This window comes from Vibrio sp. 99-70-13A1 (assembly GCF_013114625.1).
Taxonomy (GTDB): domain Bacteria; phylum Pseudomonadota; class Gammaproteobacteria; order Enterobacterales; family Vibrionaceae; genus Vibrio.
In genome coordinates, this window is sequence record NZ_VTXD01000003.1 from 128,978 (window position 1) to 143,476 (window position 14,499).

Consider the following 14,499-nt stretch of genomic DNA (forward strand, 5'->3'; position numbering starts at 1 on the left):
TGATTAATAGATTGGCTCATATTGTTACATCATACTGAATTGATTTTTGCGAGTTCTTAATGAACTCGCTTTTTTTTGCTTAAAATTCAAGGTGATGATCATAAGAGACAAAATGAAAGATGATCACGGTATCCATGATCATGCTTCCAATTAATGCGATCTTATTGAGCTTGCTACTTGATCATCGTTCCAAGAGATCGAAGACATGAATTTCACATGAGATTCGATCAAATTTTCCGATTCTCTTTGCCAAGTAATATCTCGTTGTTGGTTGCTGAATTCGAGCGCTAACACACACAAATGCTGTATTCGTTTCACACACCATTCTTTCAAGCCTTGTTCAGCCATTAGATCACAACAGACAGATTGCAACTTACTGTAAGCCAACATGAGGTATTGATATGCCTTTTCACTATCATGATGCAGGTAGAAAGTATGTAAGCGCAAACAGCCATCAAGCCAGCAAGCAATACCTTTGCTCTGTTGATCTGTGATCTTTGGACCCCACACTGTTTCTGGTGGATTTAAGATCAAAGGTTGTAATGCTAATACTTGATCATGCTTCTGGTTTTTATACCAAGCGCCGATCTTTTCTAACCATGCATCTAGATCATTCATGCGACATTATCCCACTGTTTAACAAAGTGATTTTCATTAACTTGATGAACGTTTTCTTGAACGACGCCACTCTGTTCTCGAATTACATCGGCGTCTACTGAATAGTTTGGTTCATTTTTAACAAGTTCGCCAAATGGTAAATCAGGATCGGGTACCGCAGAGATCAGTAATTTTGTGTATGGGTGCTGAGGATTCGTCAAAATAGACTCTGTTGAACCCCACTCGACAATTTGCCCTTTGTACATTACAGCGGTCTCTTCCGCTATGTAGTGAGCTGTCGCGAGATCGTGCGTGATGTATAGAAACCCTATCCCTAAGTCCTTCTTCATGCGTTGCATGAGGTTTAGCACACCTAATCGGATGGATACATCGAGCATTGATGTTGGTTCGTCTGCAAGTATGACTTTTGCACCAACGGCCAGCGCACGTGCCAAGTTCACACGCTGTCTTTGTCCGCCACTTAATTCATGTGGATATTTTGCTAACGTTTCTTTTGGCAACTCCACTTGCTTTAGTAATTCAAGCAAACGATCTTGCAACTGTGTATTACCACTGACTTGCTTATGAATCTTTAAAGGTCTGGTTAGGTGGTGTTCTATTGTGTGAGTTGGGTTGAGGGAACCAAATGGGTCTTGAAAAACCATTTGTACTTTTCCTCTGTAATCCAGTACGTCTTTTCGATTCTTTAATTCACGAATGTCTTTGCCTTCAAATAAAATTTCACCTTCAGTAGGCGGGTAGACTTTGGTCATCAAGCGCGCACAAGTACTTTTTCCACAGCCAGACTCACCGACCAAAGCCAGAGTTTTACCTGCATAAAGATCGAAACTAACACCATGTAGGGCTCTGAATATGTCTTCTTTTCCTAATCCGCCGCCGACTGTGAATTCTTTGACGAGGTTTTTAACTTGCATTATTGGTTGCGTCATGTGAGCTCCTAGCTAGCGATTGCTTGTTTGGTTTCGTGAATATTAGGGAATGAACTCCACAGCTTTTGTGTATAGGCATGCTGCGGGTTATTTCGGATCTCATGAGATTGGTTTACTTCTACGATTTCTCCGTAGCGCATGATGGCAATGCGATCGCACAATTGGCTCATTAATGCCAAATCGTGAGTGATGAATAATACTGAGAAGCCAAACTCTTCACGCAGTTGATAGATTTGTTGCAATATTTCACGTTGTACTACTACATCAAGCGCAGTAGTGGGTTCATCCATGATGATCAACTTCGGATTGAGCGATAAAGCGATAGCAATGACTAACCTTTGACGCATGCCCCCTGAAAATTGATGTGGATATTCAGTTAAGCGGTGTCGAGGGATATTGACGAGATCTAACAGCTTTTCTGCGCGATCTTTTGCCTGTTCATCACTCATGCCTTGGTGGTGGCGTAATACATCAGCAAACTGCTCTTGAATTGGAAGAACAGGGTTGAGAGAGTTCATCGCACTTTGGAATACCATGGCAATTTCACTCCAGCGCAAAGTATTGAGCGAGGAATCGGAGAGTTTCAGCAGATCGCAGCCGTTAAAGATGATCTCCCCACCAGAAATAAACGCTGGTGGCTTGTGTAATCGGTTGATGGCAAAAGCAATGGTACTTTTCCCACAGCCTGATTCGCCGGCAAGCCCGAATATTTCACCTGGTGCAATGGAAAAGCTTACTGATTTAACGGCGTTAAAATCGCCATCATCGGTGATGTAGTCGACACAAAGGTTCTTCACATCGAGAAGTGGAGGAGGAGTGAGTTCTGCAGTCATTGAAGTTACTCTTAATGTAATGATAATTATTATCATTATCTTTTTGTGACTTTAAAGAGAAGTAGGTGACTAAAAAAGGTTGAACTGACTCGTAAATATTTTTAGAGAATGTAAGGAATTTTCAAATAGAGACAGAAAGGATGACTTGAGAAATGAGAGTTGGATCAAATGACTTTTTCGACGGGGAATCTTTTAACTGTAATTCTAGAAAATGGCTTTGGCAAAGCATAATTGATGAAATTATTATTTCGCTTTACGAACAGTCGAAATCATCACATTTCAGTACAGATTTTCTTAACAAGCGAATGCACATTTGCTACAGATTACTTGTCCATTACATGGTGCTTTCGGAGGAAAATATGTCCATTAATTCTATCAACCATGATGAAATGACAAACATAACAAACAAATGGGATGCGGATGAACAGATATCCCTAAAACCAGAAAAACAGGTGAAGTCAGCAGAAGCTCGTCGCCGTATTGAAGCGCTCAGAGAAATCCGTGAAAGTGGATTGAGCCTTGAAGAAGCACGAGAGTTAGGTTTGATTCATTAAGCTTAAAATTTCTTAGCTTTAATCTAACTAAGCTTTAAGTTGTAAATTGGTTTATTTGACAGGGGGGCAGGAAGCCGCCCTTTTTATTATTTATCAAATGGTTAATTGATAAATCTTGGAAAAGCCAATTCCACCAGCCATAACATTCTAAATGTAATGTTCTTATTCAGAACTATAGCCCCTTGTCCCCGCCCAATTTGACACCTAACGTTACCCACACTAGCTTTAAAATGAAAACTATAATTATAAAACCTACTGCATAGGTTTTACACTATTTGTTGTGCTAGGAGTCAGTTATGTCAAGTGATGTGCTTTTCTATGAACCAGAAGACAGCAACGGTTACCTTTCCAATTTCGCCAGTTCTCCTATTGAAGTGAATGATCAAGTTTGGGCAACGAGTGAACATTATTATCAGGCAATGAAGTTTACTTCTTCAGAGCTTAGGCAAAAAATTTTTTACGCCGCTTCCCCTGAAGACGCGTTTATCTTAAGTCGTCAATATGAGGATCAAGTTCGTAGCGAGTGGGATGAAATAAAAGTGGACGTAATGCGTTTCATTGTCACCGAAAAGTTTAAACAAAACCGATACTTTTCACATTTACTTGCCAGTACTGGCGATTCGATTATTAAAGAACATTCGCATATTGATTCCTTTTGGGGAGATGGAGGAGATGGCTCGGGTCAAAATAAACTGGGTCATATTCTTATGGATATTCGTCAGAACCTCCAACAAACCGAACCATTTAATCATGTGGATTTTGTCGATAAAGCCAAGCTCCCAACCCAATGGGGAACATTCCAAATGTATGGTTTTGTTGAGCGGGCTACGGGAAAAGAGCACTTGGCATTAGTTTATGGTGACTTATCTGAACAAGCTTCACCGCTTATTCGTCTTCATTCTGAATGTTTAACTGGCGATGCCTTATTTAGTGCCCGTTGTGACTGCGGCTTTCAGCTCTCTAGAGCGATGGAAAATATAGTGGAGGCAGGGAGTGGAGTCTTGCTCTATTTAAGGCAAGAGGGGCGTGGGATAGGGCTCATAAACAAGATAAGAGCTTATCACCTACAAGATGATGGGGCTGATACAGTAGAAGCAAATGAAAGACTGGGTTTTGAGGCTGACATGAGAGATTATTCTTTTTGCAGAGGTATGTTGAGCTTCTTGGATATTAACTCTGTACGGCTTATGACAAACAACCCTCGAAAAGTAAAAGCTATGGAAAAATCAGGCATAAACGTGGCAGAGCGTGTTGCCATTCAAGAAGGGAATAACCCACACAATAACCACTATTTGAAAACAAAAGCTGAAAAACTAGGGCATATGTTCGATGAGAGCTTTGTGCGTTAGTTATTTAAAAGTCCGCTAGTTATTCGTTATTTAACAGCCTATATAGAAAATAAAATGAAGCCCCAACCGGAATTGGGGCTTTTTTGTTTTCTTTGATAGTAAACGAGACACTTATGGCATGGCATTTATCAGTACTGTTGAACGATCTTATCCAATTGACCATTTGCTTTGAGGGTAACGAGTCGCTGGTTAATAAAGCTTTGTATCTCAGGGTCCATTTGAGGATCAAAAGCAAGGTGTATGGGGTAGTTAGGAATGACAGAATCAAAATTTTGAAGTTGGAAAGTACTTTGATCTAAGTTTTGCTTCGCTAAGTTATATTTAACACGAGATTCCATTTCAACGAATACAGTATCGCCCGGAATACGTTTAAGCACTCGGAAAGCGGCTGTGTAGTCCTTAACTCTTAATTCTTCTATTTGCCCTTCCTGAAAATAAGGGTCGAGGTTTGGGTACTCAAACCCTAACAACAGCACAACGGCTTTGTTTTCTAGATCATCCATATTTTCAAAATTAAAAGGTTTAGATTGGCTGCTCAATAATGTGTGTTTTACATTGTAAATTGGGATGTCAGATAAGTTACGCGACTGAATATTTCCCCATGTAGGGCTACCATAAGTGATCCAGTTATTTTGTTGCTGAGATTCTAATAATGTGATCATTCTGTTAAAAGGGTAGGTGTGGAATTCTAATTCATATTGTGAGCCTTGAAAGACCGCTTGAACAATATCAGTCACCATTCCGCTGTGGTCACTACCATTAGTTTCTATTTGAAAAGGTTGAGCCTGGTTTGCTATCACGTAATAGTGAACGGATTCGGAAGCCATCAGAGAGTAGCTTGAAAGTAAACTGACTAATGAAGTGATCATAATGGATTTGTGCATAACCTTCCCTGAGTAGTTATTGATTTACTACTATAATACTAGTTGAATATATGATGTTTGAGATAAAAATAGGTACTAAAGTATGGTGAAAATGGATAGACGCTATGTAGGATTATCTCGCCAGTTACTGGGAGTCATCATTGTTATCAGTACCTTGTTTACCGTAATAGTGACAGCTTTAAGCTTGTATGTTGAATACCAAAACCGAGTTTCGTACATCAGCTCTCAAATTGAACAAGTCGAAGCGGGTTACCTATCAGGATTAAGTTCCAGTTTATGGGTGGAAGATCGTGATCAGCTTTTGGTTCAAGCCGAAGGGATTTTTCGTTTGCCTGTCGTGAGCCATGTATTTATCCAAGACAAGAATGAAACTTTAGTTGATCTTGGTACTTCGCCTGCGGAACAGTCGCACTCTCAATCATGGGATATGGTTTATGAGATGGGCGGAAAAGAGTATTACCTTGCGACGCTTACTGTCGAGTCGGACTTGAGTATGATTCTGCAAGACTTCGGTCAGCGAATTGGCCTTTTATTATTGTTTGAAGCCATTAAAATTTTCCTACTTTCTATTGTTTGCCTGTCCGTGGTTTATCACTTAGTCGTAAAACGCTTGATGACCATGTCCTCTGAAATTCGCCATTTTGAAGAAGGTAATAAGCCTGCATTATTGAAACCTTCTAAATCTCATTATGATGATGAAATTACCGTTTTAGAAAACAACTACAATCAATCGATAGAAGAAGTGCGTAAGCATTATGAACAGTTAGAAAAAGCCCGTGAAGTGGCAGAGAATGCCAACCGAAATAAGAGTGAATTTTTAGCCAATATGAGCCATGAAATTCGTACTCCAATGAATGGAATTATAGGGTTATCTTCACTGCTTTCGGATATGGATATGCCCGAAGAGCAGAAAGAATATATCGAGATGCTCAACACTTCTTCACTCACTCTACTTGACTTAATCAACGACATTCTCGATTTCTCCAAAATTGAAGCGGGGCGGTTAGAGTTGCAATATGAGCCTTTAAAACTTGCCGATATTGTTGCTGACGTTGAATCCACTTTTAGAGTTAAAGCTGAACAAGAAGGTTTGCTGTTTAAGTTGACTATCGATCACCGCATTCCTTGTATGGTGAGTGGTGATGGAACTCAACTAAGACAAGTACTTAATAATCTAGTCGGCAATGCCATTAAATTTACGGAAAGTGGTTACGTTCACCTCCACATGCAGTTGGATAAAGAGCCTGTAGATATGGGCAGAGTGAGCATTCGTTTTGAAGTAATAGACAGCGGAATTGGTATTGCGCCAGATAAGATTCGGTCCGTATTTGATAAATTCCAGCAAGCTGATGGCAGTACGACTCGTAATTATGGCGGAACTGGTCTTGGGCTCGCGATTTGCCAGAAAATCGTCGCGTTAATGGGGGGAGAACTAAAAGTCGTCAGTGAAGAAGACAGAGGAAGTACCTTTTACTTCACTATTGATTTTGACTCGAGTGATGTTTTAGGTAAACGAAACGTCGATTTTGAATCACTATCGGTATTGCTGGTGGATGACAGCCAATTCAATATGCGTATTACGTCCTCGCAATTGCAATCATTTGGTGCCAGTTCTATGTGCTGTGAGCATGCAAAAGTGGCGGTTGACTTGGTTCAGCAGTCCATCATAGATAACAAACACTATGATCTTGTTTTAATCGATAAAGTCATGCCAGGAATGGATGGGTTTGAACTGGCCAAAGCCTTAATTAATCGATTCCAATCGCAATGCCCACGCTTAGTGATGGTGTCTGCCTGCCCAGAGACCCGTGATGAAGAATTGGCAAAACGAGTTGGCTTTGTGGCTTATTTGGCTCGACCATACCAAGACAACCAACTTAAGTGGCTCATCCGAAAGGCACTATCAGAAAATATTGAAGTTCAATATTCGCAGGAGCATGTCTCGCCTTCTCATACCCAAGATAGAATGAATATATTTGATACATCAAGGGCTGAGATTCCAAAACCTGAGATGTCTAGAACTTCAAAACCTAGCGCAGATGTACCTACTCAAATGAAAAGGCAAGAACCGGCTCATGAAGTTGCTAAGAACACAGATACTAACTTGAATTCAGAGTCTTTAGAGCAAGCCGAAGCGTATAAAGTGCTTGTGGTTGAAGACTCATTAGTCAACCAGCAAGTAGCAAAAATGATGTTGACCAAGCTAGGGTTACATGTCGATATTGCTGAAAATGGTAAAATTGGCGTTGATATGTATAAATTGTATGATTATCAAATGATCTTTATGGACTGCCAAATGCCTGTGCTTGATGGCTTTGAAGCAACTAAACAGATTCGTCAACTTGAGTCATCAAGTGGACGTAAACCGACTCCTATTGCAGCTTTAACCGCCAATGTTGTGATGGAAGATAAGCACTTATGTTTTGATGTGGGAATGGATGAGTTTCTATCTAAACCCGTGAACCACCACGCATTGAAAGAGGTGGTTGTCCGTTATATACCGGATTTAGTTATTCCGGTGGGAAAAAATACACATAAGATTCGTTAAAGAATCAAAATTAAGAAATAACTTTGATTCAGCCCCTAGCATTAAGGGTTAAGCCCTGAGATTGTGCTCAATATGTTGGTTTTACTGGGTGGCAATGTGCTATATTTCCCGACCAAGTGTATTACTGACTAAGGCTGCACATGTCTATCAACCTTTCATTACTTCCGCCCGATGAGAAAAATAAAATCGAGCTGGATAAGCAAGCTTCTTTCCTTGTATGGAAATTGAAGCAAGCCAAATGTGGTCCTGAAGCCCTTGTAGAGCAATCTATGAAATTAGAGGATCCACAAGAAAAGATTTGGTTTGAGCAGTCTGTAGATAAATACAAACGAGTAATGGGTGTCGCATAATTGTGGCTTTCTGTTACTCAGCAAGGCTGTTGAATTGAAATGACACAGCTTTTTGCTAGAATTTGCCCCGTTAATTGAATTAGAGAGAACATCCCGATGGGAAGAAGTTTTGAAGTGCGCAAAGCCTCTATGGCGAAAACTGCAGGCGCAAAAATTAAAGTTTATTCTAAATACGGTAAAGAGATTTACGTACTGGCTAAGAACGGCAGTTCTGACCCAGACATGAACCTACCTCTTAAGCACCTTATTGCTAAAGCGAAGAAAGACCAAGTACCAGCACACGTTATCGACAAAGCGATCGATAAAGCAAACGGCGGCGGCGGTGAAGACTTCCAACCTGCTCGTTACGAAGGTTTTGGCCCAGGTGGTACAAGCGTAATCGTTGATTGTCTAACAGACAACGGCAACCGTACATTCCAAGATGTTCGCCAATGTTTCGTAAAAACTGGCGCGAAAATCGGTGTTGAAGGTACGGTTTCTCACATGTTCGCTCACCAAGCTGTATTCCAGTTCGCTGGCGAAGATGATGAAATCATTCTAGAAACGCTAATGATGGACGACGTTGATGTGACTGACGTTGAGCTAGAAGACGGTGTGATCACTGTATTCGCTCCAACGACTGAATTCTTCAAAACTAAGACTGCGCTAAATACTGCGTTCCCAGAGCTAACTCTGGATGTTGAAGAGATCACGTTCGTACCTCAAAATCACGTTGAAATCCCAGAAGCAGACGCTGAGAAGTTCCAGAAGTTCCTAGATATGCTAGACGACTGTGATGATGTTCAGCAGGTTTACCATAACGCTGAGCAGTAATAGATACTGCATCAATCGCAATTTTCTCTTATCGGCTAACACTGATCTAAGCTTAAAAATTGTGAATTGAAGAGTTGAATAAAAACCGAGCCTAGTGCTCGGTTTTTTTATACGTAAACGTCTCTTTGTACTTAAACCACAAAACAACCTTGATCATACTTCCGCTTTCTATATGTCCCACCCAATTTTAAATCTACATTTTAACTTTCATTTTCACTTTCTTTATAGTCATCAATATCATTGATTTACCAATTACCAATTACCAATTACCAATTACCAATTACCAACTTCTTTACCAACATAACCAACTACCAACTATACGTTACTAGTGATCCGTTGCTTGCCCGCTTAACTATTTGCTTACTGAAGTAACTTTGTTGGTATCAGTGTGTGCTGGAGATTTTGGTTTGCATAACCACTCAGCTAACTTCCTTATTTGTGGCAGTACCGTTAAATTCAATAATAGGGCAAATGGCCACGCTAATAGAAAGCTTTGTAACCAAACTGGTGGCCAGTCTGCACTAAAACCCATCTTGTAGCCTGAAATAATGCCAGACATCATGGATGCCATGGTGAAAGAAGACATTAGTGTTATTAGCCAAAATTGTTTTCTGCTCATAAAATCTCACTTAATTGTTTATATTCGTATCTGTTGTTTCAATCAGGTAAGCTTACCGTTAATCAATATTGAGAATAATAGGCAGATATAGAAGTATGAATTCCATATATGGAAACGTGGATGATCTATTTTTGTTTTGTACCGTTGTAGAAGAAGGCTCTTTGCTGTCGGCTTCTAAACGTTTACAGCTCCCTGTATCAACCATGTCACGTCGACTCACTGCATTGGAGGATCGGCTTAATGTTCGGTTGCTTGAGAAGCAAGGGCGTGAGCTGGTGGCGACAGCTGACGGGGAGTTGGCATTTGCAGCCTTCAGCAGCGGGATGGAATCTATTCAATCGGCATTTGAAGGTTTGTTGCAAGAGAAAACCGTTGTTCAAGGCACTATAAAACTCGCGGCTCCCCATAACTTCTATACTGGATTTTTGAGTAAGACGATTGAAACCTTCCTTACTCAATATCCTAAAGTTCAGCTTGATTTGGTTTTAAGCCAAGAGCAGATCGCCCCTCAAACAGACCGTGATTTATTGATGACATTTGATATATCAGCTTTGGACGGTATGATTGCCAGACCACTATTTAAGGCGCGACATGGCTTCTTTGCTAGCCCTGAATATATAAGCTCGCATTCAGACATAAATGCCCCCTCTGATTTAGAAAACCATGATTGGGTTTGTGTTGATCAGCAGTTACAGGTGCCTGTGTATCATGGTGAGAGCCTAAAGCACGTTGTTAAAATCAAACCTAAGTTGATTGTGAATGATATTCGAGCGGTCGCCGCTGCTGTTGAAAAAGGAATTGGCATTGCTTCACTTCCGTTTCGCCATGTATTGCCTGAGATGAATCTTATTCAATTGCTACCTGAATATCATCGTAGTGATCGCCAAGCTTATTTAGTGTACAAAGAAAGAAAATACCAGCCAAAGGCACTGACGTTGCTCATTGATGCTTTGATTGAAGGTGTTCGATCATTTCACCATTTAGCGCCCGTCAAATAAAAGGAGAAAGGAATGAAAGTAAGTTTTATCGGACTCGGAGTAATGGGTTTCCCTATGGCAGGGCACCTGAAAAATGCGGGCTTTGACGTTACTGTGTTTAATCGAACTTATGCTAAAGCATTATCTTGGGCTGAGCAGTATCAAGGCCAAGCTGCTGAAACGGTGGCGGATTGTGTTGCAGACGCTGATGTGGTTTTAGTTTGCGTGGGTAATGATGATGACGTTCGCAGTATGACCACCAGCGAAACGGGTGCGTTAGCAGCAATGAAATCAGGTGCGATTCTTGTTGATCATACGACTACGTCAGCTTTATTGTCTGAAGAGCTAGATAAAGCAGCCAAAGAAGTGGGTGTTCGCTTTATGGACGCGCCAGTTTCGGGCGGGCAAGCCGGGGCTGATAATGGCGTTTTAACGATCATGTGCGGTGGTGACGAGGTATTATTTAATGAACTGCAACCTATCTTCGAAGCGTATGGCAAATCTTCAGTGCTTATGGGTAATGTCGGCCAAGGTCAACGTGCAAAAATGGTTAACCAAATTTGTATTGCAGGCGTGTTGAATGGTTTGTCTGAAGGTTTGATTTTGGCTGAAAAGTCAGGACTTGATATTCCAACATTGGTTGATTGCCTTAAAAATGGTGCCGCAGGCTCGTGGCAGATGGAAAACCGTGCTGTGACCATGGCTCAAGATAAGTTCGATTTTGGCTTTGCCATTGATTGGATGATTAAAGACCTAGGTTTCTGCTTAGATGAAGCTGAACGTCAAGGTGTGCGTTTACCGCTTACTGAGAAGTCTATGGCAGCGTATAAAGCGTTATCTGACTCTGGTGAAGGCCGAATGGATACTTCGGTATTGATGAAAGCCGTTGCGGCAGAGTCTAAAATCTAGAGTGTGGTTAGCGTACTTTATCGTTGGCTTCTTAATCGCTAGTTTTTAATCAAAATGGCTGCCTGTTTTGCAGCCATTGTTTTCCTCGTTTTCTGTGTTTGTTTGGTTTACCTCGGCATAATGGGGCATTGTCGTTTCAAACTTCGGCTTATTTCCCTTTCCTATCCATTCAAGCGGTATCAATACCGTTTACTCCACTTAATTCCCATTCACGCCCATTAAATACCTTTCGTCGCATTCAACTTTCGTCATGACAATTTACGGTTAATCTTTCATCATCAATTTATGAAAGGAAATCGCCGCTATGACACATCTAACTTCGAATACTCATGTCACTACCTTCTCTTCTACTGCTTGTTTTAAGCAGATCAAAACAACCTTCAGCTCTGCGCTTAAAGTACCAATGCTAGGTTTAGCTGCATCTTTACTTTTTTCCGCGCCATTTACGGTGAATGCCAATCCCAATAATGAAACGCTTTCTATTTACAACCAAGCTGCTCAAGGTGATGAAGATTTGGTTGAAGTGGCATATGAGCAATTGAATGCAACTTTAGAAAAAGAAGGGGCGACGCCTCTTACCTTGGTTTACCTAGGTAGTACTGAAACCTTAATGGGGCGAGATGCTTTTCTACCTTGGAACAAAATGAAGTTCGTAGAAAAGGGGCTAGCGACCATTGATAAGTCTTTGCACTTGTTGAGTGATTTTGAAACGCCAATCCATGAACAAGAGAGAATTCAAGGGTTACCAGAGGCTTACCTGACTCGCGCTATGGCAGCGGTTACTTACTCTTCTCTACCCGATATGTTTAACCACTTCGAGCGAGGCTATGACTTGTTCATCGCTTTATTAGCTGAAGATAACTTCCGTGCACAACACTTTGCTGCTACTTCATGGGTTTACCGTTATGCGATTGAAGCTGCGATTCGAGCTGAAGATATGAATCAAGCAAAAACGTGGTTAGCTGAAATGGAAACTCAAGATGGTTCAAATATTGAAACCATGACCGCAAAAGCGTTAGTCGAAAAAGCAGGCTCAGAAAGCTAAACATCTAATACCCAATACTAAATACAGAGCAAAGAGCAAAGAACGAGAGGGAAGCGGCATGATTCAATTCAATCAAATTAAGAAAAGTTACCAACTAGGGACTCAAACTGTGGCTGCGCTGCAAGGTGTGGGTGGGGTTATCCAAAAGGGCGAAATGGTTGCCTTGTGCGGTCCTTCTGGTTCAGGAAAAAGTACTTTGCTTAACATTTTAGGCCTACTGGATATGGACTATCAAGGGGCAATCACTTTGGATAATAAACCCTATCCGAAAGAACGAATTGCGGCTGCAACCTTCCGTCGTCAGCAACTGGGCTTTGTATTTCAAAAATTCAGCTTAGTCCCAGTGATGACGGCACTAGAAAATGTCGCTTATCCATTAATGCTAAATGGTCTGGATAAAGCGCAGCAGGAATCTATGTCAATCGACATGCTAGAGCGTGTTGGATTAGGTGATTTTATTCATCATCGACCAGATAATTTGTCTGGTGGGCAACAGCAACGAGTGGCGATTGCGAGAGCTTTGATCCATAAACCTACATTAGTTATTGCTGATGAACCTACAGCAAGTTTAGACAGCCATACAGCCAACATCGTGATTGATATTATGAAAGAACTCGGCCATGAGATGGGGACAACCTTTGTGGTTGCGACACATGACTCTCGAATGGCCGAGCGCTGTGACCGAGTGATTGAATTATTGGATGGTCAACTTCTAGGTGAACAATTGCATCACTCAACTAAGTTGGAGGCGGTGTTATGAAAGCATTAACTGTTTGGGCTCCTATACGCTTAGCTTGGTTGAATTTACTGCGTAATGGTCGCCGAAGTTTATTGTCGGTTTTAATTATCGCAATTGCTGTTTTTGCGTTAACCAGTGCTGGTGGGTACGGCTTATACACCTACGAGTCTTTACGTGAATCCACAGCTCGTGATACCGGTCATTTAACTTTGAGCGTACCTGGATATTTTGAGCAAGATGAGGAGATGCCGCTGAGTAATGGTTTAGATAATGCTCAAGCGTTAATTCAAAACATCATTGGTGATACAGATGTACGTGGTGTGCAACCTAGGGTGTATTTCAGTGGCTTAGTGTCTAACGGAACTAAGACGAATATCTTCATGGGTACGGGCGTGAATGAACGTGAATTTGATATGAAAGGACCGTTCTTAGACGTTCGCAGCGGCAGCACGCTATCGGATGTGAATTCACCTAGATATGATTCTCAAGAGCCGCAAGTGATGCTGGGTATTGATTTAGCTCGTAACCTTAAAGTTGAGGTCGGTGATTGGGTTACTTTATTGGCTACGACCAGTGACGGCGCGTTGAACGCTTTCGATTTCAAAGTACAAGGGATCTACTCAACCGGTGTTCCAGATTTAGATAAACGTCAGCTGTATGTTCACGTTACCAGCGCTCAAGAACTTCTAGCATCAGAAAAAGTCAGCACCTTATCAGTCTTCCTATTTGAAACGGCTTTGACCGATTCCGTACAAACCCGCTTAGAAAGTAAATTGTCTAAGCCTTCTTTATCGCAAGATCTTAGCTCACAAAAGATCGAGATCACTCCTTGGCAAGATCGAGCATTTTTCTATACCAAAGTGAAAGATCTCTATGACCGTATTTTCGGGATCATGGGCGCTGTGATGGCATTGGTTGTTTTTGTCTCTTTGTTCAACACCATGACCATGTCGGTGACCGAGCGCACTCGTGAAATTGGAACCTTAGCCGCCCTTGGTAGTTACCCATCGGAAATTGTTTCTGGTTTCTTAAGAGAAGCAGGACTATTGGCATTGATAGGCAGCGCTGTTGGCGCGATAGCCAGTGCATTCATCAGCTTATTATTGCTGGTGGTTGATATTCAAATGCCACCACCACCGGGTAGATCGGAAGGTTACCCACTGAATATCTACTTCTCCTTTGAGCTAGTTGCTGCCGCAACACTATGTGTGATGTTGATTTGCTTAGCAGCGGCTTACTTTTCTGCAAGAAAAGGCGTGAATAAACCCATTACCGAGGCACTAGTGTATGTATAACTTCAAAGAGATAAGACGCTCTCAACGTTTCCTGATT

The 14,499-nt window shown here is 41.4% G+C and carries 15 protein-coding genes; 10 read left to right on the top strand and 5 right to left on the bottom strand.

Features of this window, described 5'->3' with window-relative positions; genetic code table 11:
* Positions 1-150: 150 nt before the first annotated feature.
* From F0226_RS03955 to F0226_RS03965, 3 genes are read right to left on the bottom strand one after another with little or no spacing between them, the layout of a single operon-like run.
* Positions 151-618, bottom strand: a complete 468-nt coding sequence (locus F0226_RS03955) for a transcriptional regulator (RefSeq protein ID WP_171734424.1) — start codon at positions 616-618, stop codon at positions 151-153.
* Entirely contained in the window at positions 615-1,547 is a 933-nt protein-coding gene (locus tag F0226_RS03960; protein ID WP_171734425.1) for an ATP-binding cassette domain-containing protein, read from the bottom strand. Before F0226_RS03960 ends, F0226_RS03955 begins: the two co-directional genes overlap by 4 nt.
* Before the next feature lie 8 nt (positions 1,548-1,555).
* Positions 1,556-2,380 (bottom strand): ABC transporter ATP-binding protein, encoded by an 825-nt coding sequence (locus F0226_RS03965; RefSeq protein ID WP_171734426.1) that lies wholly within the window; start codon positions 2,378-2,380, stop codon positions 1,556-1,558.
* Positions 2,381-2,739: 359 nt separating this feature from the next.
* Between F0226_RS03965 and F0226_RS03970 the strand changes: the two genes are divergently transcribed.
* Positions 2,740-2,934 (top strand): hypothetical protein, encoded by a 195-nt coding sequence (locus F0226_RS03970; RefSeq protein ID WP_137371798.1) that lies wholly within the window; start codon positions 2,740-2,742, stop codon positions 2,932-2,934.
* Between the two features lie 296 nt (positions 2,935-3,230).
* Positions 3,231-4,283 (top strand): GTP cyclohydrolase II, encoded by a 1,053-nt coding sequence (gene ribA, locus F0226_RS03975; RefSeq protein ID WP_171734427.1) that lies wholly within the window; start codon positions 3,231-3,233, stop codon positions 4,281-4,283.
* A 128-nt stretch (positions 4,284-4,411) separates the two neighbouring features.
* Here ribA and F0226_RS03980 read toward each other — a convergent pair whose 3' ends face one another.
* Entirely contained in the window at positions 4,412-5,167 is a 756-nt protein-coding gene (locus tag F0226_RS03980; protein WP_171734428.1) for a transporter substrate-binding domain-containing protein, read from the bottom strand.
* 82 nt (positions 5,168-5,249) lie between these two features.
* Between F0226_RS03980 and F0226_RS03985 the strand changes: the two genes are divergently transcribed.
* The 3 genes from F0226_RS03985 (at position 5,250) to F0226_RS03995 (ending at position 8,878) form a co-directional block, all read left to right on the top strand.
* Entirely contained in the window at positions 5,250-7,715 is a 2,466-nt protein-coding gene (locus tag F0226_RS03985; protein WP_171734429.1) for a response regulator, read from the top strand.
* 140 nt (positions 7,716-7,855) lie between these two features.
* Entirely contained in the window at positions 7,856-8,065 is a 210-nt protein-coding gene (locus tag F0226_RS03990; RefSeq protein ID WP_171734430.1) for a DUF3283 family protein, read from the top strand.
* Between the two features lie 96 nt (positions 8,066-8,161).
* A complete protein-coding gene (locus F0226_RS03995) occupies positions 8,162-8,878 on the top strand; it encodes a YebC/PmpR family DNA-binding transcriptional regulator (protein WP_171734431.1) in 717 nt (238 codons plus the stop codon).
* A gap of 352 nt (positions 8,879-9,230) precedes the next feature.
* Here the strand turns inward: F0226_RS03995 and F0226_RS04000 are convergent, their stop codons facing one another.
* A complete protein-coding gene (locus F0226_RS04000) occupies positions 9,231-9,497 on the bottom strand; it encodes a DUF2798 domain-containing protein (protein WP_171734432.1) in 267 nt (88 codons plus the stop codon).
* Between the two features lie 95 nt (positions 9,498-9,592).
* Between F0226_RS04000 and F0226_RS04005 the strand changes: the two genes are divergently transcribed.
* From F0226_RS04005 to F0226_RS04025, 5 genes are all read left to right on the top strand, one after another.
* Positions 9,593-10,495 (top strand): LysR family transcriptional regulator, encoded by a 903-nt coding sequence (locus F0226_RS04005; RefSeq protein ID WP_171734433.1) that lies wholly within the window; start codon positions 9,593-9,595, stop codon positions 10,493-10,495.
* A gap of 12 nt (positions 10,496-10,507) precedes the next feature.
* Positions 10,508-11,383: an NAD(P)-dependent oxidoreductase gene (locus F0226_RS04010; RefSeq protein WP_171734434.1), complete on the top strand. Its 876-nt coding sequence runs from the start codon at positions 10,508-10,510 to the stop codon at positions 11,381-11,383.
* A 403-nt stretch (positions 11,384-11,786) separates the two neighbouring features.
* Positions 11,787-12,428, top strand: coding sequence for a hypothetical protein (locus tag F0226_RS04015; protein WP_253820763.1), 642 nt, complete (start codon positions 11,787-11,789; stop codon positions 12,426-12,428).
* A gap of 58 nt (positions 12,429-12,486) precedes the next feature.
* Positions 12,487-13,188, top strand: a complete 702-nt coding sequence (locus tag F0226_RS04020) for an ABC transporter ATP-binding protein (protein WP_171734436.1) — start codon at positions 12,487-12,489, stop codon at positions 13,186-13,188.
* Entirely contained in the window at positions 13,185-14,462 is a 1,278-nt protein-coding gene (locus tag F0226_RS04025; RefSeq protein ID WP_171734437.1) for an FtsX-like permease family protein, read from the top strand. Before F0226_RS04020 ends, F0226_RS04025 begins: the two co-directional genes overlap by 4 nt.
* Positions 14,463-14,499 lie beyond the last annotated feature (37 nt).

Coding starts and splice junctions, on each gene's coding strand:
- F0226_RS03955 (WP_171734424.1), bottom strand. CDS start 618: ATGAATGATCTAGATGCATGGTTAGAAAAGATCGGCGCTTGGTATAAA.
- F0226_RS03960 (WP_171734425.1), bottom strand. CDS start 1,547: ATGACGCAACCAATAATGCAAGTTAAAAACCTCGTCAAAGAATTCACA.
- F0226_RS03965 (WP_171734426.1), bottom strand. CDS start 2,380: ATGACTGCAGAACTCACTCCTCCTCCACTTCTCGATGTGAAGAACCTT.
- F0226_RS03970 (WP_137371798.1), top strand. CDS start 2,740: ATGTCCATTAATTCTATCAACCATGATGAAATGACAAACATAACAAAC.
- ribA (WP_171734427.1), top strand. CDS start 3,231: ATGTCAAGTGATGTGCTTTTCTATGAACCAGAAGACAGCAACGGTTAC.
- F0226_RS03980 (WP_171734428.1), bottom strand. CDS start 5,167: ATGCACAAATCCATTATGATCACTTCATTAGTCAGTTTACTTTCAAGC.
- F0226_RS03985 (WP_171734429.1), top strand. CDS start 5,250: ATGGTGAAAATGGATAGACGCTATGTAGGATTATCTCGCCAGTTACTG.
- F0226_RS03990 (WP_171734430.1), top strand. CDS start 7,856: ATGTCTATCAACCTTTCATTACTTCCGCCCGATGAGAAAAATAAAATC.
- F0226_RS03995 (WP_171734431.1), top strand. CDS start 8,162: ATGGGAAGAAGTTTTGAAGTGCGCAAAGCCTCTATGGCGAAAACTGCA.
- F0226_RS04000 (WP_171734432.1), bottom strand. CDS start 9,497: ATGAGCAGAAAACAATTTTGGCTAATAACACTAATGTCTTCTTTCACC.
- F0226_RS04005 (WP_171734433.1), top strand. CDS start 9,593: ATGAATTCCATATATGGAAACGTGGATGATCTATTTTTGTTTTGTACC.
- F0226_RS04010 (WP_171734434.1), top strand. CDS start 10,508: ATGAAAGTAAGTTTTATCGGACTCGGAGTAATGGGTTTCCCTATGGCA.
- F0226_RS04015 (WP_253820763.1), top strand. CDS start 11,787: ATGCTAGGTTTAGCTGCATCTTTACTTTTTTCCGCGCCATTTACGGTG.
- F0226_RS04020 (WP_171734436.1), top strand. CDS start 12,487: ATGATTCAATTCAATCAAATTAAGAAAAGTTACCAACTAGGGACTCAA.
- F0226_RS04025 (WP_171734437.1), top strand. CDS start 13,185: ATGAAAGCATTAACTGTTTGGGCTCCTATACGCTTAGCTTGGTTGAAT.